This window comes from Trichocoleus sp. FACHB-591 (assembly GCF_014695845.1).
GTDB lineage: Bacteria > Cyanobacteriota > Cyanobacteriia > FACHB-46 > FACHB-46 > Trichocoleus.
In genome coordinates this window covers 48,113-73,832 of record NZ_JACJPA010000121.1, presented here as the reverse complement: position 1 = coordinate 73,832, position 25,720 = coordinate 48,113, and the positions used below count along the sequence as shown (strand labels likewise).

24 protein-coding genes and 1 tRNA gene are annotated in these 25,720 nt (G+C 49.0%); 13 read left to right on the top strand and 12 right to left on the bottom strand.

The features are described from left to right. Positions 1-128: 128 nt before the first annotated feature. The 3 genes from H6F90_RS28125 to H6F90_RS28115 all read right to left on the bottom strand — a co-directional run bounded on the left by H6F90_RS28125 (position 129) and on the right by H6F90_RS28115 (position 3,253). Positions 129-833 carry a sugar transferase gene (locus H6F90_RS28125; RefSeq protein WP_190555281.1) on the bottom strand — a complete coding sequence of 235 codons (705 nt, stop codon included), beginning with the start codon at positions 831-833 and terminating at the stop codon, positions 129-131. Between the two features lie 64 nt (positions 834-897). Continuing rightward, positions 898-2,076, bottom strand: coding sequence for a glycosyltransferase (locus tag H6F90_RS28120; protein ID WP_190555280.1), 1,179 nt, complete (start codon positions 2,074-2,076; stop codon positions 898-900). 283 nt (positions 2,077-2,359) lie between these two features. After that, positions 2,360-3,253: a metal ABC transporter permease gene (locus H6F90_RS28115; RefSeq protein WP_242024666.1), complete on the bottom strand. Its 894-nt coding sequence runs from the start codon at positions 3,251-3,253 to the stop codon at positions 2,360-2,362. Positions 3,254-3,597: 344 nt separating this feature from the next. On the opposite strand from H6F90_RS28115, the gene trpS reads away from it, so the two are divergent. After that, positions 3,598-4,608, top strand: coding sequence for a tryptophan--tRNA ligase (gene trpS / locus H6F90_RS28110; protein ID WP_190555279.1), 1,011 nt, complete (start codon positions 3,598-3,600; stop codon positions 4,606-4,608). A 78-nt stretch (positions 4,609-4,686) separates the two neighbouring features. After that, the gene (locus tag H6F90_RS28105; RefSeq protein WP_370588115.1) at positions 4,687-5,661 is read left to right on the top strand and encodes a methylenetetrahydrofolate reductase; all 975 of its coding nucleotides are present in this window, start codon (positions 4,687-4,689) and stop codon (positions 5,659-5,661) included. A 44-nt stretch (positions 5,662-5,705) separates the two neighbouring features. Here H6F90_RS28105 and H6F90_RS28100 read toward each other — a convergent pair whose 3' ends face one another. Then, positions 5,706-6,581 carry an oxygenase MpaB family protein gene (locus tag H6F90_RS28100; protein WP_190555278.1) on the bottom strand — a complete coding sequence of 292 codons (876 nt, stop codon included), beginning with the start codon at positions 6,579-6,581 and terminating at the stop codon, positions 5,706-5,708. 302 nt (positions 6,582-6,883) lie between these two features. Further along, positions 6,884-8,638: an NFACT family protein gene (locus tag H6F90_RS28095; RefSeq protein ID WP_190555277.1), complete on the bottom strand. Its 1,755-nt coding sequence runs from the start codon at positions 8,636-8,638 to the stop codon at positions 6,884-6,886. A 235-nt stretch (positions 8,639-8,873) separates the two neighbouring features. Between H6F90_RS28095 and remA the strand changes: the two genes are divergently transcribed. Together remA and gmk are read left to right on the top strand one after the other, a co-directional pair. After that, entirely contained in the window at positions 8,874-9,140 is a 267-nt protein-coding gene (gene remA, locus H6F90_RS28090; protein ID WP_190437987.1) for an extracellular matrix/biofilm regulator RemA, read from the top strand. Between the two features lie 121 nt (positions 9,141-9,261). Continuing rightward, on the top strand, positions 9,262-9,834 hold the full coding sequence (gene gmk, locus H6F90_RS28085; RefSeq protein ID WP_190555276.1) for a guanylate kinase: 573 nt from the start codon (positions 9,262-9,264) through the stop codon (positions 9,832-9,834). Between the two features lie 152 nt (positions 9,835-9,986). Here gmk and H6F90_RS28080 read toward each other — a convergent pair whose 3' ends face one another. The 3 genes from H6F90_RS28080 to H6F90_RS28070 form a co-directional block, all read right to left on the bottom strand. Continuing rightward, on the bottom strand, positions 9,987-10,508 hold the full coding sequence (locus H6F90_RS28080) for a photosystem I reaction center subunit XI (RefSeq protein ID WP_190437983.1): 522 nt from the start codon (positions 10,506-10,508) through the stop codon (positions 9,987-9,989). A gap of 248 nt (positions 10,509-10,756) precedes the next feature. Continuing rightward, on the bottom strand, positions 10,757-10,882 hold the full coding sequence (locus H6F90_RS28075) for a Photosystem I reaction center subunit IX (protein ID WP_190437982.1): 126 nt from the start codon (positions 10,880-10,882) through the stop codon (positions 10,757-10,759). 95 nt (positions 10,883-10,977) lie between these two features. Beyond that, positions 10,978-11,526: a Photosystem I reaction center subunit III gene (locus H6F90_RS28070; protein ID WP_190437980.1), complete on the bottom strand. Its 549-nt coding sequence runs from the start codon at positions 11,524-11,526 to the stop codon at positions 10,978-10,980. 167 nt (positions 11,527-11,693) lie between these two features. On the opposite strand from H6F90_RS28070, the gene tsaD reads away from it, so the two are divergent. Further along, a complete protein-coding gene (tsaD, locus tag H6F90_RS28065; RefSeq protein ID WP_190555275.1) occupies positions 11,694-12,734 on the top strand; it encodes a tRNA (adenosine(37)-N6)-threonylcarbamoyltransferase complex transferase subunit TsaD in 1,041 nt (346 codons plus the stop codon). A gap of 29 nt (positions 12,735-12,763) precedes the next feature. On the opposite strand, the gene H6F90_RS28060 is transcribed toward tsaD, so the two are convergent. Both H6F90_RS28060 and H6F90_RS28055 read right to left on the bottom strand, forming a co-directional pair. Beyond that, positions 12,764-13,708: an alpha/beta fold hydrolase gene (locus tag H6F90_RS28060; protein ID WP_190555274.1), complete on the bottom strand. Its 945-nt coding sequence runs from the start codon at positions 13,706-13,708 to the stop codon at positions 12,764-12,766. A 111-nt stretch (positions 13,709-13,819) separates the two neighbouring features. Next, positions 13,820-14,533, bottom strand: a complete 714-nt coding sequence (locus tag H6F90_RS28055) for a hypothetical protein (protein WP_242016986.1) — start codon at positions 14,531-14,533, stop codon at positions 13,820-13,822. 252 nt (positions 14,534-14,785) lie between these two features. On the opposite strand from H6F90_RS28055, the gene H6F90_RS28050 reads away from it, so the two are divergent. Both H6F90_RS28050 and H6F90_RS28045 read left to right on the top strand, forming a co-directional pair. Continuing rightward, a complete protein-coding gene (locus H6F90_RS28050) occupies positions 14,786-15,361 on the top strand; it encodes a GNAT family N-acetyltransferase (protein ID WP_190555273.1) in 576 nt (191 codons plus the stop codon). 145 nt (positions 15,362-15,506) lie between these two features. Then, a tRNA-Pro gene (locus H6F90_RS28045) sits at positions 15,507-15,580 on the top strand. A gap of 55 nt (positions 15,581-15,635) precedes the next feature. Here the strand turns inward: H6F90_RS28045 and H6F90_RS28040 are convergent. Further along, positions 15,636-16,976, bottom strand: a complete 1,341-nt coding sequence (locus tag H6F90_RS28040) for an ABC transporter substrate-binding protein (protein ID WP_190555272.1) — start codon at positions 16,974-16,976, stop codon at positions 15,636-15,638. A 619-nt stretch (positions 16,977-17,595) separates the two neighbouring features. On the opposite strand from H6F90_RS28040, the gene H6F90_RS28035 reads away from it, so the two are divergent. The 4 genes from H6F90_RS28035 to H6F90_RS28020 are packed head-to-tail and all read left to right on the top strand — an operon-like array spanning position 17,596 to position 20,876. Beyond that, positions 17,596-18,375 carry a Tic22 family protein gene (locus tag H6F90_RS28035; protein WP_190555271.1) on the top strand — a complete coding sequence of 260 codons (780 nt, stop codon included), beginning with the start codon at positions 17,596-17,598 and terminating at the stop codon, positions 18,373-18,375. Between the two features lie 50 nt (positions 18,376-18,425). Further along, positions 18,426-19,343 carry a peptide chain release factor N(5)-glutamine methyltransferase gene (prmC, locus tag H6F90_RS28030; RefSeq protein WP_190555270.1) on the top strand — a complete coding sequence of 306 codons (918 nt, stop codon included), beginning with the start codon at positions 18,426-18,428 and terminating at the stop codon, positions 19,341-19,343. Positions 19,344-19,391: 48 nt separating this feature from the next. Continuing rightward, on the top strand, positions 19,392-20,021 hold the full coding sequence (locus H6F90_RS28025; RefSeq protein ID WP_190555269.1) for an L-threonylcarbamoyladenylate synthase: 630 nt from the start codon (positions 19,392-19,394) through the stop codon (positions 20,019-20,021). A gap of 21 nt (positions 20,022-20,042) precedes the next feature. Next, positions 20,043-20,876, top strand: a complete 834-nt coding sequence (locus H6F90_RS28020) for a sensor histidine kinase (protein ID WP_190555268.1) — start codon at positions 20,043-20,045, stop codon at positions 20,874-20,876. Between the two features lie 37 nt (positions 20,877-20,913). Here the strand turns inward: H6F90_RS28020 and H6F90_RS28015 are convergent, their stop codons facing one another. After that, on the bottom strand, positions 20,914-21,378 hold the full coding sequence (locus H6F90_RS28015; protein WP_190555436.1) for a GNAT family N-acetyltransferase: 465 nt from the start codon (positions 21,376-21,378) through the stop codon (positions 20,914-20,916). 512 nt (positions 21,379-21,890) lie between these two features. Here H6F90_RS28015 and H6F90_RS28010 point away from each other — a divergent pair. Beyond that, the gene (locus tag H6F90_RS28010; protein WP_190555267.1) at positions 21,891-22,523 is read left to right on the top strand and encodes a diheme cytochrome C; all 633 of its coding nucleotides are present in this window, start codon (positions 21,891-21,893) and stop codon (positions 22,521-22,523) included. A 308-nt stretch (positions 22,524-22,831) separates the two neighbouring features. Then, positions 22,832-25,624 carry a preprotein translocase subunit SecA gene (secA, locus tag H6F90_RS28005; protein ID WP_190555266.1) on the top strand — a complete coding sequence of 931 codons (2,793 nt, stop codon included), beginning with the start codon at positions 22,832-22,834 and terminating at the stop codon, positions 25,622-25,624. Positions 25,625-25,720 lie beyond the last annotated feature (96 nt).

The following is a 25,720-nucleotide window of genomic DNA, read 5'->3' as shown; positions in this document are numbered from 1 at the left end:
ATTGGTAGCCTCTGTATATTTTTGTCAAAGATTGCAGCTAGCGCTTCCAGAAGACGCCAATCAGCCAATACCGTATAATTGGACACAAAAACAAATGAAGTTTCCCCTCTATAAGTGAGAGAGAAGCTTCAATAAGCACCATTTTTACTTGGAAAGACCACAACGCCGATTGTTTTAACAATCAACCATAGGTCCATCGAAAAACTGCGGCAGTTAACGTAGTAAAGGTCCATCAAGACCCGTCGATGGTAAGGAATATCATTGCGTCCAGAAACTTGCCACAAGCCTGTGATTCCAGGTTGAATCGTCAAAATCCGGTCCATATATCTGCCGTACCTTGGCAATTCTTCCTCTACAAGAGGCCGAGGACCTACGACGCTCATGTCACCTTTAAGCACATTCCAAAATTGGGGAAACTCATCTAAGCTGGTGACTCGCAAGAACCGACCAATCCAGGTAATCCGAGGATCGTATTTCAGTTTGAAGTTTTCTTCAAATTCTTGCCGGGCATCAGGGGAGGTTTCCAACAACTTAAGTAGTACTTCGTCAGCGTTTTCGACCATCGTTCTGAATTTGATGCAACCAAAAGGTTGACGATTTTTGCCAATCCGTTCTTGCACATAAAAAATCGGTCCTGGAGAGCTAAAGGCAATCAACAGGACCAGGAGCAAATAAACCGGAGAGAACAAAATCAAAACCGCAAGCGAAAATCCAATATCAAACAACCGCTTGGAAAACTCTCCGTCTAGACTAACTAACGTGACTGGCGGCAAGCCCCGCTTGAAAATAGCCCGAATTGTCTTGCCGGAGATAAGTTGACTTTCGGCAGTCATTGTACTCCTTCAACTCACAAACTCACACCACACACAGTCCTGATCATAAAGCCAGAAACAGCTTCTACAGCAATTTAGGCCTAAAAGCCAGTACTTCACTGGGATCGCTAGACCTAAATTCTTGGCAGCAGTGTTCCACAAAACTGAGATATTGTCGCGCAAACGCTTTAGCGTCAAAGGTTAAGGCATGCGATCGCACCACCTCAGGATTAAACGCTTGGGCATGAGTTTCAAAATACTCCACTGCTTCAATTAAAGCCACCTCCGATTGAGTTGAGAACAAAACTCCTGTGGCAGTATCCGAGTACTGACGCACATCTCGCACCGTTTCTAAAGCTCCTCCGGCTCCATAAGCAATCACAGGAGTACCACAGGCTTGAGCTTCTACGGGAGCGATACCAAAATCTTCATGGGCTGCGTAAACAAATGCTTTAGCTTCAGCCATATATTTTGCCACCACGGTATCTGGTTGCCATCCCAGTATTTGGATATTTGGTTTAGCGATTTTGCGTAGCTCTTGCAGTTCTGGACCGCTGCCAATCACCACCAGCGATCGCCCTGACTGATTAAAAGCACGCACAATCAGCGAGGTTTTTTTGTAGCTCACCAAGCGAGAAACTGTGAGGTAAAAGTCTTGCTTCTGAGCTTGAAAAGGAAATCGCTCCGTATGCACAGGCGGATAAATTACCGTGGCGGGTCGCCGATAGTAGCGCCAAATGCGACGGGCTGTATTTTGCGAATTGGCGATGAAATAATCTACCCGATTCGCAGATAAAACATCCCATTGTCGCAGATAGTGCAGCAGCCAACGTGTTGCCCAGCCTAGGACCCCACGCCCCAAGGCACTGCTGCGTAAGTAGTCAAAGGTTAAATCCCAGGCATAGCGCATAGGAGTATGGCAGTAACAAATGTGCAACTGATGGGGGCCAGTCAGGACTCCTTTAGCCACCGCGTGGGAAGAAGAAAGAATCACATCATACGGGCGTAAATCTAGTTGCTCGATCGCCAAAGGCAACAAGGGCAAATATTTCTGCACACCCCCGCGAGCACCTGGAAAATACTGCAAAAAAGTCGTGCCAATCTGACGCTGAAACAAATAGCTCTCTGGATTTGTGGATTCGAAATCAATTAGGGCGTAGGGATCTGCATCGATATGCTGCAAAATCTCCTGCACGACTAGTTCCGAGCCACCTGTTGCTTTTGGCGTCAACCATTCATGAACCAGCGCGTACTTTAATTGCACAGTCAGTTTAGAGATTAGGGAGATTAGAGGTGCTTAAGGACGTTATCGCCGAGTTTGTCACACTCTGGGATAAAAAGTTGATGAAAATATGAATTATTTTCTAACCCCAACTCTTCTTTAGTCAAAATGCGGGGAAAAGTAAAACATGCACCCCGCTCACCAAGCCTTTGAGGCTGAAAGAAATTCGATCTCGCTAAATCTCAAACACTTTTAGATCTTTACGATTCCTCAGGTCACAATCAGGAAATTGCTGCATAATCCTTAGGCTAGAAAACGCTACAACTTAGGTTGGTAATGCTTTCAGCTTGGTCAAGCTCAGCACAAGCAGAAAGAGCACAAACTGAACTAACACAATACTAGGGCCAGAAGCAAAATTCAGTGCTCCAGATACCAACATGCCCAAAATGCTGCTCAGTGCTCCGATCGCTACCGATAGCAGCAAGAAGCGAGTGAATCTTTGACTCAGCAGTTTGGCAGTTGAGGCTGGAATGACCAGAAAGGCATTCACTAGCAAAATCCCGATCGCTTTGATGGAAACGGCAACTGCCAAAGACAGCAAGACTACAAACAAATAGCGATGCAGTTGGACTGGAATCCCTTGCACTTGCGCCACTGCTTGATTCAGAGTTAGCAAAATTTGTTGTCGTAGCGTCGATAGTAAAAAAACAGCACTGACAATCAACAACAACAGCGTCAGCAGTAGGTCGGTACGGTTGATGGCCAGGATGTCACCAAACAACACCCCCATTAAGTTGCCTCGGTAGCCTTGAATAAAGCTAGTCAAAATCACCCCGATCGCTAAAGCGCCTGAGAGCACAATGCTGAGGATGTTGTCACTCCACAAATCGGTTTGGTCAATCAGGTAGAGCACTGCTAGACCAAACAGCAGGGTAAAAGGGAGCAGCATCCAAGTGGGGTTGAGCTGTAGCAGAACGCCTAGAGCGACTCCGACCAAAGCCGCATGACCGACAGCGTGGCTAAAGAACGACAACTGCCGCAGTGTGACAAAGCAACCCAGTAGCCCACCCAACACACCCATGAGAATCCCACCTGCGATCGCCCGTTGCATGAAGGGAAATTGTAGGAGGTCAAAGAGTTGTTGGGGTTGCGTGACCGCAAACTGGTCAACCTGAAGCCAAGGTAGACAGTCTAGGAGCATGATGAAGGTAAAAAGCATGAATAGACTGTACAACCTGCTGCTACTGTTCTCTACTGCGCTTATTGGGGAGGCCGTAGGAAAGAGACAGGCAAGCCTTGAGTTGGCCCACCGGATTCTGATCAGACTGCGCCATAATTGGGAAAGGCTGAAAAGGCTTAGAGATAAATAACTTCGATGATTTCAGAACCCAGGCTTTGTAATCGTTCTTGATTTTACATAAAGAAAAGTTAATCTTTGCATCGTAAAGCTTTACTCTGGTTTTAGACTGTCCCTGCTTTTGACATAGGCAACTGTGACTAACAGCAGCAATTGGGCCTTGCTTGCGCTCTAGGACAGCTTTGGCATGTGATCATTTGAAAATTATGGCTAAGCAGCGGGTTCTTTCTGGCATTCAACCAACGGGCAATCTCCACTTAGGTAACTACTTGGGAGCCATTCGCAATTGGGTGGAAGGCCAAAGCCAATACGAAAATTTTTTCTGTGTCGTCGATCTCCATGCCATTACTGCACCCCACAATCCAGCTACGCTAGCGGCTGACACCTACGCGATCGCAGCTATCTATTTGGCTTGTGGCATCGACTTGCAGCACGCCCACATCTTCGTGCAGTCCCACGTTCCCGCTCACAGTGAGTTAACTTGGCTACTGAACTGCATCACACCCCTGAACTGGCTCGAAGACATGATTCAGTTCAAGGAAAAAGCGGTGCGGCAAGGCGAGAATGTGAATGTGGGTTTGCTTGACTACCCCGTGCTGATGGCTGCCGATATTTTGCTCTACCAAGCTGACAAAGTTCCGGTGGGAGAAGACCAAAAGCAGCACCTAGAGCTAACTCGTGATATTGCTGCACGGTTTAATCATCAGTTTTGCAAAGACAAATCTCCGACCTTTAAGCTACCAGAGCCATTGATTCGGGCGGCAGGTGCGCGAGTCATGAGCTTGACCGACGGCACTCGCAAAATGTCTAAATCTGATCCTTCAGACTTGAGTCGGATCAATGTTTTAGATGCCCCTGAGCAGATCCAAAACAAGATCAAACGCTGCAAAACTGACCCGGTCAGAGGGTTGGAGTTTGACAACCCAGAACGGCCTGAGTGCAACAACTTGCTGACGCTCTATATGCTGTTGTCAGGCAAAACTAAGGCTGAGGTAGCGGCAGAGTGTCAGGATATGGGTTGGGGTCAGTTCAAGCCTTTATTGACTGAAACTACGATCAGCGCTCTCAAGCCTATCCAAGACAAATACAACGACATCATGGCGGACAAGGGCTATTTGGAATCGGTGCTGCGCCAAGGACAGGAAGCCGCTGCCGCGATCGCCAACCAAACTCTGCACCAGGCGAAATCAGCCTTGGGCTATGCCTTGCCTTTATAAAACGGATACTCCACAGCTCATTGCTCAGCAGGAATATGGAATGCCAGATGAAGTGACGATGGTGAGGTTAATTAGGTGATGGATAACGGTCAAAACAATCTCGCGATGCTTAATTCATCTCTATTTCCATCTCCTTCTTGCTTTCGTCAGGCGCTTCAGTCAGGTGAGTTTTTAGTGACGGCTGAAGTGGCTCCGCCCAAAGGGGGCAATGCGGCTCACATGCTGCAAATGGCCCTAGTACTCAAAGATCGAGTGCATGCCGTCAATATCACTGATGGCAGTCGAGCTGTGCTGCGCATGAGTTCGCTAGCAGCCTCAATCATTCTGCTTCAGCATGGCATTGAGCCAATTTGCCAGGTGGCTTGCCGCGATCGCAACCGCATTGGCTTACAAGCTGATTTGATGGGAGCCCATGCCTTAGGCGTCCGTAATATTTTGGCTTTAACCGGAGACCCCGTCAAAGCGGGCGATCACCCGGATGCCCGTGCCGTATTTGATTTAGAGTCGGTACGGCTGCTGCAACTGATCTCCAAGTTGAATCAAGGCTTCGACTGCAACGACAAACTGATGCCTGATGGCCCCACCGATTTGCTGGTGGGTGCAGCGGTTGACCCGCAACTCAATAGCTGGTCAGGTTTGCAGCGGCGCTTTGATCGTAAGTTAGCGGCTGGGGCGCAATTTTTTCAAAGTCAGTTAATCTGCGACTTTGAGCGGCTAGAAAAGTTCATGACCCAGATTGCGGTAGGCAGCAATAAGCCCGTTCTAGCAGGAATTTTTCTGCTTAAGTCAGCTAAAAATGCTCAATTCATTAACCGCAATGTACCAGGCGTTTCCATCCCAGATGAAATCATTCAGCGTTTAGAGCGAGCCGCAGATCCGTTACAGGAAGGCATTACGATCGCGGCTGAGCAAGTCAAGTTGGCGCGAGAACTTTGCCAAGGCGTGCATATGATGGCTGTGCGCCGAGAAGACTTAATTCCCCAAATTCTCGATTTAGCTGGGATTCCGCCCATCACGCAAGCCGCTCCTGCCTTTCAGCCTGCGGGAAGCTAAGGGCGATCGCTCAATTTAGTTCAGCAGGGCTTGGGTCAAAAAGCCTATTCAGACTTCGTACCGTGATTGAGTGACTCCAGCATCTGCGGCGGGCCAAGCTGCGTAAGCTGGTAACCGTTGGGATAGCTCCGGTGATCAGCATCGGTGTAGAACTTTGGTTGTTTCCGGGGTGGCAGCCAGCGGAGAACCCGGCCTCTCAATGTCAAGCTGTACGCGATCGCCTGTCGCAGGAAAGCAGGTGGAGCGGTGAATCCATAAGCTTCTAGCATTCGCTCATCTAAGAAACTGTGAACGCTCGGTCTTACTAAAGGTCGCAACCAGTTCGGAAACCAACTCAGCATCAAGTTTTGCGTGGAGTCACCTACCAAGCGATTCGTTGTGGCATAGCGGAAGTGCTGTTGCTCATATTCAACGTTGTAGCGCTCAAAGGCTTCGTAGGTGTCAGGAATATTTTGAATCTGCATTCGCTGACCCACTGCCTGCCAGAAATAGAAGGAAGCCAAGCGTTCGTTCTCAGACATAGGTCGCCAGCCGAAACGGTCGAGCCAACGTACAGGCTCATAGATGAATGTAGAAAGCACGTACAAGAAATCGGCATTGCTGATCTGAAAGCACCTATGCATGTGATTCATGCGGCGAATGACTTCTTGACCGCGATCGCTGTCATACCCCCATTTCAAAATTTCAGCCACAGTCAGAGCTGTATCGTCATAACGTTTTTGCGGGCGCTGATGAAACTCTCCAGTTTTGTCGAGCAGGGCTGAAATACTTGGCACACAAAACGTCCGAAACAGCGCAATTTCTAGAGCTCGATTAATATCCCACGGAAATTCGTAGCCTGCCATGAGGCGGCAAATTTCCTGATGATCCTGGATAGGGTCCAATTGCTGAATTTGATGTAGATTCTGGTGGCGCTTCATACATCCCTGCTGTAACTTAAGTTCTACAGAAACTATTAACCTGTACGGCACCAAATCCGCCAACATTAGGCACAAAAAAAGCCAGCTCCCATAGCTGGCTACTATTAATTTTTAATGACGTTGTCTTCTCACTTTGGAGGAACCCAAGCTGCGCGTTCCCACACTTGCAGCGGGTATAGGGTTATTGTTCCCTACTCCGAAAGTATTGTAACAAGATACACAAACTTTTCGTCATGAATGTTTACAGCAGTTTTTCAGCATCTGCATCATTCGTGCGCTAAAGCAGGATGATATATTACCATTCATTGCCTGCTTAATTCGTTCGACGCAGATAAATAAAGACAGGCTCGCTGAGGCTGCCCCCAAATCACTTGCTCTTGCTTATAAATCGCCATTCCTGGCTTTGCCCCCTTGGGCTTATAGACATGTTTTGGCTCGGTGTAGACCACAGGAACTTGCTCACTCTGACGAGCACGACTGTAATAGGCAGCTAAGTCAGCCGTAAATTCCAGGTCTGATTTTTCTGGCACTTTTCCTGGATCTAGACGCAAGAGGACATGGCTGCCGGGAATTTCTTGGGTGTGAAACCACAGGTCATAATCGCCCGCGAGTCGGAAGGTTAACTGATCGTTTTGGCGATTGTTGCGACCGATCAGCAGCTCAAACCCGCTGGGCGTTTGAAAGCGGTAAAATTCTGTACTAGCTTTGCTCTCCGGGCGGCTGCGATACTCCAGCGACTCCAAATATTGCTGCTGAATCAACTCATCACGAATTTCTTCTAAAGCGATTAGGTCTGCGGGTGCTTGGTAGCTAGCCATTTGCACTAAGGCCGCTTCTACTTGCTCCAGATAATCCACTTCCACTTGCACCTCGGCCAGCAATGGCTCTACTGCCAGACGGGCTCGCTTGAGTTTCTGGTGTTTTTTGTAGAGAGACTGAGCATTCTGTACCGCATTTTTTTCTGGATCGAGGGCGATCGCTACAGGTTGCTCAGTATGGAAATCTGCCAGGGTCATGACTTTCATTCCGGGTTGCCACTCTTGCAAATGGGCCATCAGCAAGTCTGCTTGCTCCCGGTATTGATCGGCTTGGTCCGATTGGGCTAAGCGCTGCCGAAACAAGTCAGCCTTGAGGCGCACTTTCGCCAAAACATTATTGACTTTTTGGGTCAATTGATGGTGGAGCTGGACAAACTCTTGGCGATTCAGTTGCGCGGTGTAGTACTGGTTGAGCAAGATTTGTACGCTCTCTACCGCTTGCGTTTTGCCCCAGCCCAAAACGGTATATCCCTGCTGAGTCCAGCCTGGATTCAGCTCACAACTTTCTAGCGATCGCAACCAAGTTTGCCAAGTTGCAAACAACCGCTGCCACTCTGACTCGCTTAGCTCCTCTGTTGATTGCTCTGGGTCAAGTTCGATGGCCTGCAACATTGACAACACTAAGGCTGAGCTTAAGCCACGATAATTCTTGATTAAGGTACGGCGTAAAGCCCCAGGCACTAAGCTAATCCGTTCTCGCCAGCGCTCATAAGACTCACTTAAACTGGGAGCGGGATCGGTAAGAGCAGGCGGTAACTCATAAGGTTGTCCGGTCAGAATCGGGCGAACGCTAGATTGCTGGGCACTAACCTGATGAGCCGCTGTGACAATCAAGTTCTCCTGGTTCGCCAAAATCACATTGCTGTACTTGCCCATGATTTCGACATACAAGTGCCACAACGGAGGGTCTCCAGGTCGTCGAGCAAACTGCAAATCCAAAGCCCGCTCCCAAGGGGCGATCGCCTCGATGGCAACTAGGGCCAAGCCTCCTAGCTGATGTTGCAGTTGTTGGCTAAAGGTAAATGTGTCAGGGGTGCGGGGTGGGGGATCGCCAATACAAAGCCGAGCGGCTTGCGGGTGCCAGGAAATAGTTAGCCAACTCCGGTGCTTCAGAGTTCGCAAGGCAATGGCAAGGGTAAAGCGATCGCGCTGATAGACCTGCTCCAGTCGGGATGGCAGCCAATCAGCTCGAAGTTCACAGCAGGCAGCAGTTAGCGTAGTAAAGTCAACAGGTTGCAAAGTGAGAAATCGTACAAGTCACAGGATCGCTGCCCAGTCTAACGCTAATTGCACCGGATCGATCACCGAGCTAAGGGATTAATGAGTCAGATCTATACCCAAAGATAGAAAGCTTCTTAGCAAGCCAAAAAACTCTGTTATGCTGCGAATTTTAGCCTTGTTAGTCCAAATTTTTGTAGATACCATTGAAATTAAATACTTATGAACCCCTCACGCGGTCAAGCCGCCGTTCAGTATGGATATTAAGCTGATCAATATCGGTTTTGGCAATATTGTGTCTGCCAACCGAGTGGTTGCCATTGTCAGCCCAGAGTCCGCACCCATCAAACGAATCATTACGGATGCTAGAGACCGGGGGCAACTGATTGACGCAACCTATGGGCGGCGCACCAGAGCGGTCATCATCACCGATTCAGGCCATATTATCCTTTCTGCCATTCAGCCTGAGACTGTTGCCAACCGCTTCATTGTCAGTAAAGACGGAGCGGGCAACGACGAATAGCAAGCATGTCAAGCTCCCGCTACAATCCTAATCCCTGCGGCTCAAACCGTTGAATCGATCGCCTATAGATAGTGCTACCCTAAGAGGTTTAAGCAACGTAAGTCGAACGGGTAGTAGGAGCATGCAAGCAGGCAAGTTGGTTGTATTGACTGGGCCGAGTGGAGTTGGAAAAGGCACCTTACTGCGATCGCTTCTACAACGCCATCCAGATCTTTATGTTTCTATTTCAGTCACGACTCGTGCTCCCCGTCCTGATGAAGTGGATGGGCAGCATTACTACTTTGTGAATCGCACCGAATTTGAGCGCATGGTCGCTGGTGGTGAACTTTTAGAGTGGGCAGAATTTGCGGGAAATTATTATGGCACGCCCCGCCTAGCTGTAGAGCAACAAGTTCAGCAAGGCAAGTGCGTGATTTTAGAAATCGAGCTGGAAGGAGCTAGACAAGTTCGGCAAACCTTTCCAACCGCCTTTCGTATCTTTATCCTGCCACCTTCCTTGAATGAACTAGAGTTTCGCATTCGTAATCGCGGGCAAGACTCAGAAGACGCGATCGCTCGACGGTTGCAGAGGGCACGAGCCGAAATCGATGCCGCCAGCGAGTTCGATATTCAAATCATCAACGACGATTTTGAAAAAGCTTTAACTGAGATTGAGGCGGCTTTGCTTGCCCCCGTTCACTGCTATAGCGCCTAGCTTGCAGTTAAAGCCATAAATTAAGGCAGTCAATCACACTTCCATTCCTACTAAAGGTACCAGCGAAGTAAATTATCAAGCTGGCAACTTTGGAGACTAGAAGTGAACGATTGACTGCCTTAGGAATAATTCTAGATTCTGGTCAAGAATTACTAGAACAGATTTTGTAGCAGCTGGATATTGGCGAGTAAGGCGTAAGCAAAAGCTGCTCCGCCAATTCCACCAATCAGGAAGCCACTAGCATACTCATTCCATCCTTCTGCGGTAGTCAAAGCCGCTGGAGGATTTGGAGTAGTAATGGTTTTGGTTGGATCAGGAGGGCAGCTGTTTGCGTACAAGGACAGGGCAATAGTTGAGATAACAACTAAGCCAACTGTGGACAGCAAACCAGCTAAGTTTGCCACATCTGTATCTCTCAAGGGGCCTAGCTTGGCAAAGGGGCCAATGAGCCAGTAACCATGAGCCATCCCCACTTCTAGACCACGCCGTAATGGAGAAAGACCACGGCGATAAGCAGGTAGGTTATTAATGAAAGCTTCTGTGAAACCTGAGGCGTTAATTGGGGTTTCCAAATTACCAGTTTGAGGGTCGCCGCCTGCTGGACGAACGACTTCCCGGTTTCTCGGATCGCCTAAGCGATCTTTTGATCTATCTATCGCGTCTACGGGTACCATATTGCTCTTTTAGTTAATAACGTTGTAGCCCTATTTTAGGTGAGAAATTTATTCTCACTCCTGGGACCAAAGTGCACTTAAAAAAAATTAATTTTACACTTCGGTCACCCTTGGTTCGGCTAGGAAACTCGCGACTTCAAAAGGGCGATCGCGAGTTTCTCAAGTTAAAAACCTTGATCTTTCTAGAACCAAGGCTGCCTAACTTTAGCAAAGCAAGAATTCTAGGAAAAAGAAATTCTTAGTGCAGCCTAAGGAGACAGAAAAAGACCGTCTGGAAACGTTTTATTGATCAGAATAAACGCTGTCAGGGCACCACTCACGAACAACACTGCTAACACAGGAGCATTAGACAGATACTTGACAAAATCGTTCATACCAAACTCCTAAGAACAAGCTAAAGGAGAAATTACGAAAAGGAAAGCGAAGAGAGAATCACCTAAACTCTTGCAATGGAGTTTAGAGGACTGTTTTAGCGAGGAGAAACAGGGATGTTTTCCTCTTTTTCAACTAGCTCTCCACTAATCAATTCTTTTATTGCTGCCAAAGGCCACAGCAACCCACCAATAAAGCATTGAATCGCCAGAGGTACATTGATTTGAATTTCGCTGTATTCTGGATATTCGCTCTTTTTCACAGTCCTGATATAGCTACGGCCAGACCAACCTAACCAGCCAGCTAGATACAAGAAAAGCAGCCCAGGATATTGGAAATCACCCCAGTGGCTAGGGCGACCATCGGTGATCAAACGGGGCAGACCTTCAGGGCCGCAAAGCATCCCTTCATAGCGTGCAAACCGTTCCCGAGCCCGATCAATTCTGCCTTTGATAATTGCAGCAGAATCGCTGTTGGGATCATATTTTTGTAAGCGAGCCTCTTGGCTTCTCACAGTGTTATTTAGACGTTGCTGAAAAGCAGGAGTCTCACCGCAGGGAACTAACCCAGCTACATCTGCTGAGGCAGGGGGGGCCATGCCTAGCCAGAGGCAAACAATGAGAACTAAAGCAAACAGTCGTTGCATGGAATCATTTCCTTTTGTTACAAAACTCAAAGTTTGTTGTACAAAAAGATTACGCTATTTGTACAGGAAAGTTTGCTGAACTTGGAAGCAATCATACTCTTCCGAGTAGACCCAGTAAAGTTTTAAGTTACTAGAAGTAGCTCATTCATTCAAAAAATTACCAGCGAATGGCAACGGTTTTAGCACTTGAAACAAGTTGTGATGAAACAGCGGTCGCGATTGTTAAAAATCGTCAAGTTTTAAGTAGTATTGTTTCTTCTCAGATTGATATTCATCAACAATATGGAGGCGTTGTACCAGAAGTTGCCTCCCGTCATCATGTAGAGATGATTAATCTAGCGATCGCTCAAGCGTTTCAGGAAGCATCGCTCGATTGGTCTGCGATTGATGGCATTGCCGCTACTTGTGCCCCTGGGTTAGTGGGTGCCCTACTTGTCGGTCTCACAGCCGCTAAAACCTTGGCCCTAGTGCATCAAAAGCCCTTTATTGGCATTCATCACCTAGAAGGCCATATTTACGCTTCTTACCTCACCGAACCATCGCTAGAGCCACCTTTTCTCTGTTTGCTGGTTTCAGGTGGGCATACCAGTCTGATTTACGTCAAAGCTTGTGGCCACTACGAAACTTTAGGCCAAACTCGCGATGATGCCGCAGGAGAAGCCTTTGACAAAGTAGCTCGTTTGCTCGACTTGGGTTATCCCGGTGGTCCAGCGATCGATCGCCTTGCCACTCAAGGCAATCCTCAAGCCTTTCCCTTGCCCGAAGGCAATGTTTCGCGGCTCGAAGGGGGTCATCATCCTTACGACTCCAGCTTCAGTGGCCTAAAAACTGCCGTGCTGCGCTTAACCCAAAAGCTTCAACAAGAAAGCAACCAACTACCCGTTGCCGACCTCGCTGCCAGCTTCCAAGAAACTGTGGCGCGATCGCTGACTCGGCGGGCGATCGCCTGTGCCCGCGATTATGGCCTCACCACAATCGCGATTGGGGGAGGAGTTGCCGCCAACAGCAGCCTACGCCGTCACTTACAAACCGCTGCCGAAACGCATAATCTCCGGGTGCTGTTTCCACCCCTGAAGTTTTGCACCGATAATGCGGCCATGATTGGCTGTGCTGCCGCCGATCATCTCAACCAGGGTCATACGTCACCCCTCACACTAGGGGCACAGTCACGGCTAGCGATCGCCAACGTCATGCAGCTTTATCAATAACGCCTGAAAGTACCGATTAAATTCTCCAATCACCCAGTCGCCGTGCGGGGAGTTACTTGCTCCTGAACTTCGTGTCGAGCGACAATCGCACGCAGTTGAGCCACCACGGTATCAGGTTGCTCCACCATCGCCATGTGCCCACAATTGGGAATCTCAATCACGTTATCGCCACAGACTCGAAAAGTTGGGTGAAAACTGGCTAAGTGCCGCACATACTTGGGTTCCATCACCGTATCTTCCGCCCCAGCCATAAAATACACGGGTTGCTGCAAACGGGAGACCACATGAGGGAGATGGTGCACTTCTGCTTCGGTGGTCGAATCCAGCAAGGCTCCTAAAGCGGCTTGAGGATTGGCCACGACAAAATCAATCACGCGCTGTCGTCCCCAAAACCGCTCAATCGGACGAGCGACAGTGGCACGACTAAACAGCAAATCAATCAATGGCAGTTGTGCAAACCAGCGGGGCCGAAATTTTAGGATCTTGGTTCCTGCCGAGCGAAACTGTTCAAATTCCTCTTTGAGGTAAATGCCACCCCCCGCATTCAAGCAAATCACGCCCTTCACAGCGTCGGGTAGCTGATGGCCTGCCCAGAGCGCAATACTGCCACCCAGAGAATGACCCACCAACCAAGCGTTAGAAATATTCAGCTGTTTCAATAAAACGGCTAGATCTTGAGCGTAGGCAGCAGGTGTATATCTTGAAGCTTTAGGTGGAGCGATCGCGCTATCCCTCAACTCCGCAGTCGCAGTAGACAAACTGGGCTGGTGATAGGAGCTAGAACATTGCGACTCGCCAAACCCACGCAAATCATAGGACAAGCACTGATAATCCGGCGACAACCGCTCAATTAACGGTTGCCAATATCGACGGCTCAAGAGCCAACCATGAATAAAAACAAGGACAGAGGGAGATGCAGTAGCCGCCGTCAAATCGTAGGCGTGCGGAACTCCTAGGACATTAATGCTGGTCATACTTTTATCCTAGCCCGAAGTTCAACCGAAACGCCCTAGGGGCCTCAGCCGACATTGCAGCCGACCTTACAGCAACAGGTCTTGGGCATCGAGTCACTCTCTAAGCTGAATTTAGTGTCGTCGTCCTAACAACCGCTGTCGGACTCCCTCAGCAATTTTCTGACCAAGATACTCTGGAATCAAATTCTCGTTAGGGCCGAGCAAGTACAAAATTAACCGGGTTCGGCCTCGCCACACCAAAAGATTGGCATTGACCACTAGCAAATCTTCTTGCCAAATGGCGTACATGACTTTGTAAAACAAGCCAGGTTGGTTGTCGGCCTCAATTAGCAAGGCTGGCAGGTGAAACACTGGGTCTACATAAAACTCCGTCTCTACCTGCTCCAAGCCAGCGTCTAGATTAAACTCTACTGCCAGCATTTCTTCCACTTCAAATCGTCCTGCCAATGCCTCTCGCACTGCCCGACAGACATTCTCCGCAGTTTTCTCGGTTAAAGTCTTGCCGCCTCGTGATACAACCAGCTTGATGAAAACCAGCATGGGTGGATAAATCTGCCCATACAAGCTGAGGCTATGAATGGTTAGCCCGTAAGCTGCTAAAACTCCAAAAATATCGCTGAGCAAAAAAGACTGATTACGGTAGGCAAAATGTAGCGCGCTCTTACTACCTTCCGGTTTCAGTTCAATCACCGCTTGCTTGGTTTTATAAAGCTGGTAAGCCAGCCTCAGGTTTTGTAACTGAATTTCGCTACTGACAAATTGCTCATAAAACTGGGGAAACGCTCGGTTGAAGCGCTTCAGCAGTTCTAGTGTGGACGATTTCAAACCCGAGGCCATAACGGGGAGTACAACTCACTTGCTACAACGGAAGCCTAGACGAGAGAGCGATCGCCAAGGTGCAAAACTCAACCTTAGGTCAATTTCTCACAAATTTTCATTGTTCAACTTTTATTTCCTCAGATGATTTTCCCAATAACTCGATCAATCTGATGAATAAGTGCAACGATGAGAATCAAGTTCGGAAGATATACTAGCTAGTACTGTCTTCTAACTCCTACTTACCTTAACCACGCCTACATGGGTTTCTGGAAAAGTTTATTTAGTGGTTCTGACACTACCCCCAGCTCTAAGCCCACTGCTGTTGAGGGATATATTGCTGAGGATGAAAACAGCCTACCCACTGAGGCACCACGCGATCCTAGCTTAAGTAGCTCAGCGGCCCGAAGCCGCAGTAGTTCTCGCGTTTTCTTTAGCACCGATCGAGACATTGACCTCTACGAACTAGAGGAACTGTGCGATGCGGTGGGTTGGTCGCGGCGACCTCTACGCAAGGTCAAGAAAGCAATCCAGCACAGCTTTCTCGTCGTTACTATGTGGGAGCAGCGAGGTGTACAGCGACGCCTAATTGGCTTTGCCCGAGCCACCTCTGATCATGCCTTTAACGCCACGCTTTGGGACGTTGTGGTTCATCCAGACTTCCAGGGTAAAGGATTCGGGAAGGCTCTCATGAAACACGTGATCAAGAAATTGCGGAGTGAAGATATCAGCAACATTACCCTATTCGCTGATCCTCAAGTGGTGAACTTTTATCAGAACTTGGGCTTTATGGCTGACCCAGAAGGCATTAAGGGCATGTTCTGGTATCCCGACTAACCGAAGCTAGCACCTCGCACTTTCTCTAAGCAGTATTCCCCAACTCTGAAGCAGTCCTTACCTTGCTTCTAGGTTTGTTGACGCAAAGCTAAATTTTTTGCTCACGGATGCTTGAGAGTAGGGTATACTAGCTAAGTGACGTTAACGGGATGTAGCGCAGCTTGGTAGCGCGCCTGCTTTGGGAGCAGGATGTCGCAGGTTCGAATCCTGTCATCCCGATTCAAACAAATTTTTACTTAAGCTCAGAACTTTCGGGCTCTGAGCTTTTGGCATTTTATGAGCCGCCAACGCTGAGCTGACCTTTAACTGCTAACTCGCCGTTTTCTTGAATAGTCCAGATATCGTAGCTACCGACAACATCGCCTTGGGCATCTAGTTCTAGTGTGCCACTAGCACCTTGGTAGTTCACATCTTTCCCTTGGCGGACGAGGTCTAAGGCTTGGCAAATATCGGTGACTTCTTGCCCCGGTGCGCTTGCCACTTCTCGAATCTTGTCTTTAACGGCAGGACCTGTGGCTGCTTTAGCGGATTCGGCGGCTAAAACCATTAAAGCTGTAGCATCCCAGGTGTTGGGATCATACACACTAGGCTGACGCTTGTACTCAGCGTTGTAAAGCTGACGAAAGGTGGCGATCGCAGGTCCTCCGGCACTGGCAGCCGTCCCAATTAATCCATTGGCAATAAATTCGCCTGCCTGATTTTTGCCGACTAGGTTAGCGATCGCGGGATCTTTCAGGCCATCGGTCGCCAGCACTTTCGTCTTCTTGTTCAACAACCCCTGCTGATAAGCGGATTTCAAGATGAGGCTGCCTGTCTCTGGATAAGCAATCAACAAGACTGCATCTGGATTACTACTAAATGCAGCGCCCACTTCCGACTCGAAGGTGGCGGCATCAGGCGGATAGCGCGTGGGTTTGCCTGAGACTACTTTGCCGCCCAACGCCTCAAAAGCTGGAATGAAGGATGCCACCAAGCCATTGCCGTAGTCATTATTAATGGCTAAAATCGACACCGTTTGGAACCCTTGATCTTTCGCCAATTTGGCTAGTGCTTGCCCCTGAAAGGTATCGGGTGGAGCCGTACGAAACCAAAACCCCTGAAAGTCACCGTTTTTAGCTCGTTCCGTGAAAACAGGACTCGTGCTAGCAGGCGAGATTTGTGTCACTTGATTCCGAACAGCAATATCAACTGCTGCACTCGAAACAGCACTTGATGCGCCTCCCACGACACCAGCCACTCGATCGACTTCGGCCAATTTAGTCATGGCTGAAGCACCAGCCGCAGGTTCAGTTTGGTCATCTTCTGAGATCAGCTCTACTGGCTGGCCTAAGACTCCACCACAGTTGTTGACCGTCTTCACCAGCAACCGAGCACTGTCTTGCATAGGTGAACCATACTGGGCCAAGTCCCCTGTAATTGGTAGCAACGTGCCCAGTTTCAGACCGTTGCTGGATTGAGTGGGAGACTGACAACTCGATAAAGTCAGCAATAGAGCGATCGCAAATTGGGCTTGTATAATTCTGCTTACAGACCCATGTCGTATCTCATCTGCGACCCGCCTAATTTTAGACTTCTTGCGATAGGAGCGCTCAAAGCTTAACCAGGTAAAATTCATAGGGTTAATCTGAGGTTTGTGTTGGTAAAAATTTAATTGCTAACCCCAATTAGAATTCAAACTGTACAGTAGTACTAAACGAAAGTTATGTATTTAACAAGTGTGCACTGATCAAACATCACACTACATAAGTTAAGTTAGACGTTTAACCAAGTCAAAGACCTAACTCAGTTTGTGTTAGTATCCTACAAGCCCGCTGGCTCGTACCAAGAAAAAGGCTTATTGAACCGATAGAGCCGTTTCCTTACTTCCCCTGGAACCATTTTCTCTAAGGCGAAGTCACCTGTAAATGACATTAGGACCACGCGGATCATTCATCAATGCTTCCGGTTCAACCATTTCTTCTCATGGAGTGAATTAGTGTAGAACTAATCTGTGAAGCTAACTGAGAAACGATAACTTTGCCCGATCTCTAGCTTGAAATTTGGGTGGTGCCAGTGATAAAAGACACCCCAGATTCAGTGAACTTGCAATTGCATAATTAGTAAACAGCTAGCAAACTAATTCATGACAATTGGTAAGTGAGCAAACTATAAGCCGCATCTCGATTTCTCACTCGCAAACGCTACTTAAAAGCGTAAATATTAACTCCTTTACAATCTTTTTCCAGGAGCAACTAATGAAGTCTTTTGTCCGTTGGAGTGCAATCCTGAGTCTAGTTGGAGGTGCATTACTGGGCCCCTCTATTGCAGGAAATATGCAAGCCCTAGCACTGCCTAAAGACCAAGTTTTGAAAAAACTTAGTGCAGTGCCCATGTTCACGATCGCTGACGCTCAGGGAGCACCCCTAGTTGCTTCTCCCCCCAATGCTGCGAATGGTCAAAAGAATGCGCCTGTGGCAGGGGTTTTTGTCAGCCAGCAAGATGCTCAAGCTTTTTTGGACCGATTGAAAAGCAAGAATCCTGAGCTAGCTAAGAATGTGAAGGTGATGCCCGTTTCGTTGGCAGAAGTTTATGAATTGGGTCTAGCCAACAAAAATAAGCCTAATGGCCTCAACTTTGCCTTTGTACCCACTCAACAGCAAGTTGCCTCAGCCGTGGCCCTCTTGAAGCAGAGTGGCCAAAAGGTAGAGCGCTTTAATGGCGTGCCTGTCTTTATTGCTAGAGGCGGGAAAAACAAAGGATATTTGACTGTCAAGCGGGGTAATCAACAGATTATTCCTCTGTTCCTCAAAAAAGAGGAATTGCAAAATATGGTGCAGCGCCTCAAGCAACAGCAACCTGACTTGGCATCCAGCGTGGATATTCAGGTGGTCAACCTTGAAGGTGTGATCCAGACTCTGACAGATAGCAATAACAAGGAGCTGGAAGAAATCGCTATTGTGGCACCGCAAGAGTCAATTGAATTTTTGCGATCGCTCCAGCCAGCCCAGGGTCAAGCTAGGCCCAAAGCTAAATAACCTCTCAATCTCAACACCCTTCCCTCGATTGTGATTGTTCCGTGACAAGCATGTATTCCCCCAAGACTTGGGCGGTTTCAGGGCAGGAACTTTGGCAATGGCGGGATGAAGCTTGTGCCGCAGCTCACGCTGCGGCAATTTCGTCTGCCGAAGTAGACTGGCTGCTGCAAGAGTTGGCTGGGTTAGATCGTTTAACCTTGCGTCTAGAGTCTTTCAAGCATTGGCCACAAGTTCAATTGCGGCTATCTTTACCAGAACTCACAGAACTGTGGCAGAAGCGAATTGAGGCTCGCGTTCCAGTTCAATATTTGGCTGGAACTGCACCTTGGCGACAGTTCAATTTAACAGTGTCTCCAGCGGTTCTAATTCCACGCCCAGAGACAGAACTAATTATTGACTTAGCAGTTGTTGCAGCCCAGTCCTTTAGTCCTGAGCTTGGCAGTTCGGCAGCAGAGATTTGGGCTGACCTAGGCACAGGTAGCGGTGCGATCGCGATTGGTCTAGCAACCGCGTTTCCAAAAGCGACGGTCTATGCCGTAGATTGTAGTCCTGACGCGATCGCTGTGGCCCAACAAAATGCAACTGATCTCGGATTGAGCGATCGCGTGCAGTTTCGCCAAGGTGCTTGGTTCCAACCTCTGGCTGGCTTAGAAGGTCAGTTGCGGGGTATGGTGTCAAACCCTCCCTATATTCCCAGTGCGATGGTGTCTAGTCTGCAACCAGAAGTGGCTTGGCATGAACCGCATTTGGCTTTAGACGGCGGGGAGGATGGGTTAGACTGCATTCGCCATTTGGTAGCAACAGCCCCCCCTTATCTCAAGCCAGGTGGAATTTGGCTAATCGAGATGATGGCAGGACAGGCAGAGCAAGTCGTGGAATTATTAGAAAGGCAGGGCGACTACGATCGCATTCAAGTTCATGCTGACTTGGCAGGAATCGATCGCTTTGTCTTAGCTCATCGTCGCTAATGTCACTCATTGTAATTCAGGGTTCCTCGTAGCCCACCCCTCCACGACATGCCTCAAGTTTCCTTAACCGCTTTAGTAGACCGTGCCAAAGCGGGCGATCGCGTGATTAGCTTTCCGACCGATACAGTGCCAGCTTTAGCCGTTCGTCCAGACCGTGCTGATTTAATCTTTGCCGCTAAACAACGGAGTCAAGAGAAACCACTGATTTTGATGGCAGCAACACCAAATGATTTATGGCCGTTCGTTGAGGGTGAGGCAGAGGCGCAGCAAATTTGGCAAGAAGTAGCCACCCGATATTGGCCTGGAGCCTTAACGCTCGTTTTGCCTGCCAGCGATCGCGTTCCCAGCGCCATCCATCCTCAGGACTCGACGAGTATTGGCCTGCGAGTACCTAACCATCCAGTCGCCCAAGCGATTTTGGCCCAAACGGGTCCCTTGGCGACAACCAGCGCTAATTTATCGGGTCAGCCTCCTCTAGAAACCATGAACGCGATCGCCGCTCAGTTTCCAGAAGTGCTGCTGCTCTCACCGGAGGAACTGGCCCACCTGATCCCAACGGGCGAGGCTGCCGCGAACCACTGGAGCGAATCAGCTTCTGGCGTCCCTTCCACCGTCATCAAGTGGAGTGATTCGACCTGGCAAGTTCTTCGCTCTGGAGCGGTTAAGCTAGAACTTTAAGTCAGTCAGCAGGGCACGTCGATGGCAAACCAAGAGAGTAGCCAAACAATTGCAGCATTGCAACAAGAACTGGAGCAAACACGACTGGCCTATCAAATGGCAGTAGAGATGCACCAGTTTAAGTCTGGATTTTTGGCTAGAGTCTCCCATGAACTGCGATCGCCCCTCAACGGCTTAATTGGCATGCATCAACTGATCCTGTCTGACCTCTGCGATGACCCAGCGGAAGAAAGAGACTTCCTTGGCCAAGCAAATCAGTCTGCCCTAAACCTGATGCAGCTACTGGACTTAATCTTGGATGTGGCTCGATTAGAGCATGGCTCTCGGCAGATACAGCTTCAGCCGCTAAAACTAGGTCAAATCCTCCAAGAAGTTTACAACCTGACTCATTTGCAAGCACGCGATCGCAATATTCGCTTGAAGCTCTTGCCAATTCAGGAAGACATTTATGTCCAGGCTGATCCCAAGTGGTTGCAGCAAACATTAGTGAGTTTGCTGGACACTTCCATTCGTTTAACGCCTGAAGGCACCATTTCGCTGTCAGCGACAGTCCAGCCAGAAACAGAGCAGGTTACGATTTGCATTGAGGCTCCTTACGCTGTAAGCCTCTGGAGTGAACCTGCCCAGCTTTTATCGAATCAGGCTTTACCAACAGCGCCCAATACCCCAGCAGCTTTGTCACCCGGTCTTGCTCTCTTGATGCACCAAAGCGTGATTGAGCGCATGCAAGGTCGTTTGGAAATCATCGCTTTGCCCAGTGAACCAGACAGCAACGCAAATCCGACAGACGCGACTGAATCTACTCGTATTCAATGCCTGATGCCCCTGGTGATGCCAGAAACTGATTTAGCCTAATTGCTCATCAGAGCATATAGATCCAGAGATCAAGCACTTACGAGGTTTGAGGCATTTCTACAACTGCAGGAGTAGGCGGTTGCTCCATGGGCTGATTGCACAAAACCATTGTGGTAGTGGCATTGAGCTGAAATCCAATCCGCTCGTAAAACTGCTGTTGATGGGTTGTCATCAAGTACACTCGCTCCACCCGATTCATCCGGGGATGAGTTAAGACAGTTTCGACTAACTTCCGACCCAAGCCTGCTCCTTGATAGTCAGGATGAATCACCACATCCCAAATCGTGGCGCGGTAAATGCCATCAGAGGTGGCACGAGCAAAGCCGACCATTTGGTCTTGATCCCAAACACTAATCACGGGGTCACTGTTGGCGATCGCGATCTCTAGCTCTTCAACCCGTCGGTCCTTGGCCCAGAAAGCTGCGGCTTGAAACAATGCTTGGAGTTGATGCAAATCAATGCGAGACCGCTGATGGCAAAACTGAATATGACGACAATCCATCACAACTAAATTTCCTCTCCCTTAGGGAAATAAGTAGTGGTTCTGTAGCGCCTGCAAGAACGGTAGTGGCCTCCGCTGCTTGGGTACGACTGCTGAACAAGGCAGACACCTTGCTGACTTAAGCACGAATGCTTAATCAAAAAGATAATGCCTATTTCCCCAATCTGATGCGGGGCGATTCCTAATTCCGTGGAGAAATGCTGACAAGCCAATCGTGCTGCGCTAATTTGACGGCCCTAATTTGGTGGCCCTAATTTGACGGCCACTTTATTAAGTTTTGCATTTAATTTTAGCGATCGCTCTGCTTAAGCTATCTATAGCTCTCGGTAGAAATCATCCCGGCCTTTTGGTAGGTTAGTTTTCAGGCCGATAGCAGAGATCATTTCCTTCTCTAGCCCGCCACATTACTCTAATTGAGGTTCCGGGCTGAGGCAGTCTAGGCACCTGTGAGTTAAAGATAACGTCACGACAACTGTTAACATCCTGAAGTTCTTGGTAGTGAGTTCATAAGCATGTCCCGCCCTTCTCAACCAACCGATGCCAGAGAATCTCATCCCACTCTGGAGGAGAAGCCAAACTCCAAGCAACGACTCCGCAGGCGATCGCCCGTGATTCTCTTGGTGTTAGTTCTATTGTGGAGCGTGGCATTGGGATGGGGTTTAGCCCAAGCAACAGAAACGCCCCAAGCGGCTCAACTCGCTCAATTTACCCCTAGCGTCGAAAGGCTCACGCCTGCCGCAACTCCCGTGGGTACGGTAGACCCAGTACCCGCCAAATACCAACTCGGCCAAGAACTCTATCTAGAAAACTGCGCTACCTGCCATATTGGCTTGTCCCCTGCGGTTCTGCCCACAGAAACTTGGCGGCAAATATTGCAAGACCGCCAACACTACGGCCAGCAGATTAAACCCCTCGTTGACCCGCCCCGTCTCTTGGTTTGGGACTACTTACGTACCTTTTCTAGAGTCCAAGATCGAGAAGAGGAAACACCTTATCGCATCGCTGACTCCCGCTACTTCAAGGCTTTGCATCCGCGAGTCCAGTTGCCGCGATCGCTGACGATGGCTAGTTGTGCCAGTTGCCACCCTGCTGCCGCTCAGTTCAACTTCCGCCGCCTGACGCCAGAGTGGGAAAATTCGCCCTAATTTCTCAGGAAATCATCTCTAAACGCGGACTAGTTGATAAAGGGTTGAGATTACCACCAAATCAGACGGCGATCGCGCCATGCTATCCCGCCTCAGGCAGGGCCAAAATGATACGATAAATAATGATTTGGGTCGGCAATCTGAGTCTATAAGCACATCGGTTGCTTAGCTGCATAGTTCTGCTGCTTCTATTCACTCAATCAGCCGTTAACTTACAGGTTGGTTGAAACTCCCAGACCTAGCTTTGTTACATTGGACTTTTATCTCGTTAACAAAGCGCTTTCAAGGAAATATCTCTCCCTCCTGCCATGCTTAAGAATCTGCTAGGCGATCCCAACGCACGCAAGCTCAAAAAATATCAACCCATTATTACCGAGATCAATCTGCTCGAAGAAGAAATCCAAGGGCTCTCTGACCAAGAGTTGCGTGGTAAGACAGCAGAGTTTAAACAGCGGGTTGAAAAAGGGGAATCCCTTGACGACCTTCTACCAGAAGCCTTCGCCGTTGTTCGAGAGTCTGGTAAGCGTGTGCTAGGGATGCGCCACTTCGATGTCCAGCTCTTGGGCGGCATGATTCTCCACGACGGCCAGATTGCCGAGATGAAAACTGGGGAAGGTAAGACCCTGGTTTCTACATTGCCAGCTTACCTAAACGCTCTCCTGGGTAGAGGTGTTCACGTCGTCACCGTTAACGACTACCTGGCTCGTCGGGACGCAGAGTGGATGGGGCAGGTACACCGGTTCTTGGGCTTGAGTGTCGGTCTGATTCAGCAGACCATGACCCCCAACGAGCGGAAACGCAACTATGACTGCGACATCACCTACGCCACCAACAGTGAGTTGGGCTTTGATTATCTGCGCGATAACATGGCCACCTCAATGGTTGATGTCGTGCAGCGGCCATTCCAATATTGCGTCATTGATGAAGTGGACTCGGTGCTAGTCGATGAAGCTCGTACTCCCCTGATCATTTCGGGTCAAGTAGAACGACCCAGTGAAAAGTATATTCGGGCGGCTGAAGTGGCCACTCGGTTGGAAACAGAGACCCACTATGAAGTAGATGAAAAAGCCCGCAACGTCCTATTAAGCGACGAAGGCTTTATTGAAGCAGAAAAAGCCTTAGGGGTTCAGGATTTGTTTGACCCCAAAGATCCTTGGGCGCACTATATCTTCAATGCCATTAAAGCTAAAGAACTCTTTATTAAAGATGTAAACTACATCGTCCGCGATGACGAAATCGTGATTGTGGATGAGTTTACGGGACGGATTATGATGGGTCGTCGCTGGAGTGACGGCTTGCACCAAGCGATCGAAGCTAAAGAGCACGTCGAAATTCAGCCCGAAACTCAGACCCTCGCCACAATTACCTATCAAAACTTCTTCTTGCTTTATCCCAAGCTGGCAGGCATGACTGGCACCGCCAAGACGGAAGAAGTGGAATTTGAAAAGATTTACAAACTCGAAGTCACGATCGTTCCCACCAACCGTAGAACGGGTCGGGCTGACGTCTCTGATGTAGTCTACAAAACTGAAGAAGCAAAGTGGAAGGCGGTTGCGGCTGAATGTGCCGAAATCCACCAGTTAGGTCGTCCAATCCTGGTTGGTACGACCAGCGTAGAAAAATCAGAAGTTTTGTCTCATCTGTTGCATCAGCAGGGCATTCCTCACAACCTCCTGAATGCGAAGCCAGAAAACGTCGAGCGAGAATCAGAAATTGTTGCGCAAGCGGGTCGCAAGGGAGCCCTGACTATTGCCACTAACATGGCAGGTCGAGGCACAGACATCATCTTGGGTGGTAACGCGGACTACATGGCCCGTCTGAAAGTACGTGAGTACTTCATGCCCCGGATTGTGCAGCCTGAGGATGAAGATACTTTTGATGTCACCAGAGTTGCAGGTGCGAGTGAGAGTCGAGGCGGCGGCCAAGGCTTTGTCCCAGGCAAGAAAGTCAAAACCTGGAAGGCTTCACCACAAATTTTCCCCACCCAACTGTCGAAGGAAGCCGAGCAAAAGCTGCGAGCCGCAGTTGACTTTGCGGTGCAGCAGTATGGGGAGCGATCGCTGCCAGAACTAGAAGCAGAAGATCTGGTTGCGGTGGCGTCTGAGAAAGCGCCCACTGACAACCCAGCGATTCAGCGACTGCGGGAAGTTTACAACTTAATCCGCAAAGAATATGAACAATTCACCGAACGCGAACACGAAGAAGTAATTCGTTTGGGTGGTCTGCATGTAATTGGTACCGAGCGTCACGAGTCTCGCCGGATTGACAACCAATTGCGTGGTCGGGCAGGACGGCAAGGTGACCCTGGCTCTACCAAGTTCTTCCTCAGCTTGCAAGACAACTTGCTGCGGATCTTTGGTGGCGATCGCGTGGCAGGTTTGATGAACGCCTTCCGCGTCGAAGAAGACATGCCGATTGAATCTGGCCTCCTGACGCGATCGCTAGAAGGGGCACAGAAGAAAGTTGAAACCTACTACTACGACATTCGGAAGCAGGTCTTCGAATACGACGAGGTGATGAACAACCAGCGTCGAGCGATCTATGCCGAAAGACGCCGCGTTCTCGAAGGGCAAGACCTGAAAGAACAGGTGATTAAGTACGCCGAGCGCACGATGGATGACATTGTGGAAGCTTACGTCAACCCTGATCTTCCTTCTGAAGAGTGGGATCTTGGCAGCATGGTGAGCAAGGTGAAGGAGTTCGTCAACCTGCTGTCTGACTTAGAGCCTGACCAGTTGATCGACCTAAACATTGGGGAAATCAAAACTTTTCTTCACGAACAGGTGCGGATTGCCTACGACTTAAAAGAAGCCCAAGTCGATCAAATTCAACCCGGTTTGATGCGGCAAGCTGAGCGCTTCTTTATCTTGCAGCAAATTGATACCCTATGGCGGGAACACCTCCAGCAGATGGACGCATTGCGAGAATCTGTGGGACTGCGTGGCTACGGTCAGAAAGACCCCTTGATCGAGTACAAGAGCGAAGGCTATGAACTCTTCTTGGAAATGATGACCGATATTCGCCGTAACGTGGTTTACTCTCTATTCCAATTCCAACCGCAAGTTCAACCTGCGGTTGAGGCACCTACCGAAATGGTTTAAAGCAATGGGTTAAACCATTACATCACTGGACTAAAAGTTAAGGGACAGGTTTAAACACCTGTCCCTTAACTTTTAGAGCTGCTTGGAGGATTCTGT

What these genes read in the sequence shown, in the direction of transcription:
- trpS (WP_190555279.1), top strand. Translation starts at nt 3,598, where the DNA reads ATGGCTAAGCAGCGGGTTCTTTCTGGCATTCAACCAACGGGCAATCTC.
- H6F90_RS28040 (WP_190555272.1), bottom strand. Translation starts at nt 16,976, where the DNA reads ATGAATTTTACCTGGTTAAGCTTTGAGCGCTCCTATCGCAAGAAGTCT.
- remA (WP_190437987.1), top strand. Translation starts at nt 8,874, where the DNA reads ATGGATATTAAGCTGATCAATATCGGTTTTGGCAATATTGTGTCTGCC.
- secA (WP_190555266.1), top strand. Translation starts at nt 22,832, where the DNA reads ATGCTTAAGAATCTGCTAGGCGATCCCAACGCACGCAAGCTCAAAAAA.
- H6F90_RS28060 (WP_190555274.1), bottom strand. Translation starts at nt 13,708, where the DNA reads ATGACCAGCATTAATGTCCTAGGAGTTCCGCACGCCTACGATTTGACG.
- H6F90_RS28020 (WP_190555268.1), top strand. Translation starts at nt 20,043, where the DNA reads ATGGCAAACCAAGAGAGTAGCCAAACAATTGCAGCATTGCAACAAGAA.
- H6F90_RS28115 (WP_242024666.1), bottom strand. Translation starts at nt 3,253, where the DNA reads ATGCTTTTTACCTTCATCATGCTCCTAGACTGTCTACCTTGGCTTCAG.
- H6F90_RS28010 (WP_190555267.1), top strand. Translation starts at nt 21,891, where the DNA reads ATGTCCCGCCCTTCTCAACCAACCGATGCCAGAGAATCTCATCCCACT.
- H6F90_RS28100 (WP_190555278.1), bottom strand. Translation starts at nt 6,581, where the DNA reads ATGAAGCGCCACCAGAATCTACATCAAATTCAGCAATTGGACCCTATC.
- H6F90_RS28105 (WP_370588115.1), top strand. Translation starts at nt 4,687, where the DNA reads ATGGATAACGGTCAAAACAATCTCGCGATGCTTAATTCATCTCTATTT.
- H6F90_RS28080 (WP_190437983.1), bottom strand. Translation starts at nt 10,508, where the DNA reads ATGGTACCCGTAGACGCGATAGATAGATCAAAAGATCGCTTAGGCGAT.
- H6F90_RS28075 (WP_190437982.1), bottom strand. Translation starts at nt 10,882, where the DNA reads ATGAACGATTTTGTCAAGTATCTGTCTAATGCTCCTGTGTTAGCAGTG.
- tsaD (WP_190555275.1), top strand. Translation starts at nt 11,694, where the DNA reads ATGGCAACGGTTTTAGCACTTGAAACAAGTTGTGATGAAACAGCGGTC.
- H6F90_RS28025 (WP_190555269.1), top strand. Translation starts at nt 19,392, where the DNA reads ATGCCTCAAGTTTCCTTAACCGCTTTAGTAGACCGTGCCAAAGCGGGC.
- H6F90_RS28125 (WP_190555281.1), bottom strand. Translation starts at nt 833, where the DNA reads ATGACTGCCGAAAGTCAACTTATCTCCGGCAAGACAATTCGGGCTATT.
- H6F90_RS28015 (WP_190555436.1), bottom strand. Translation starts at nt 21,378, where the DNA reads ATGGATTGTCGTCATATTCAGTTTTGCCATCAGCGGTCTCGCATTGAT.
- prmC (WP_190555270.1), top strand. Translation starts at nt 18,426, where the DNA reads ATGTATTCCCCCAAGACTTGGGCGGTTTCAGGGCAGGAACTTTGGCAA.
- H6F90_RS28035 (WP_190555271.1), top strand. Translation starts at nt 17,596, where the DNA reads ATGAAGTCTTTTGTCCGTTGGAGTGCAATCCTGAGTCTAGTTGGAGGT.
- H6F90_RS28070 (WP_190437980.1), bottom strand. Translation starts at nt 11,526, where the DNA reads ATGCAACGACTGTTTGCTTTAGTTCTCATTGTTTGCCTCTGGCTAGGC.
- gmk (WP_190555276.1), top strand. Translation starts at nt 9,262, where the DNA reads ATGCAAGCAGGCAAGTTGGTTGTATTGACTGGGCCGAGTGGAGTTGGA.
- H6F90_RS28050 (WP_190555273.1), top strand. Translation starts at nt 14,786, where the DNA reads ATGGGTTTCTGGAAAAGTTTATTTAGTGGTTCTGACACTACCCCCAGC.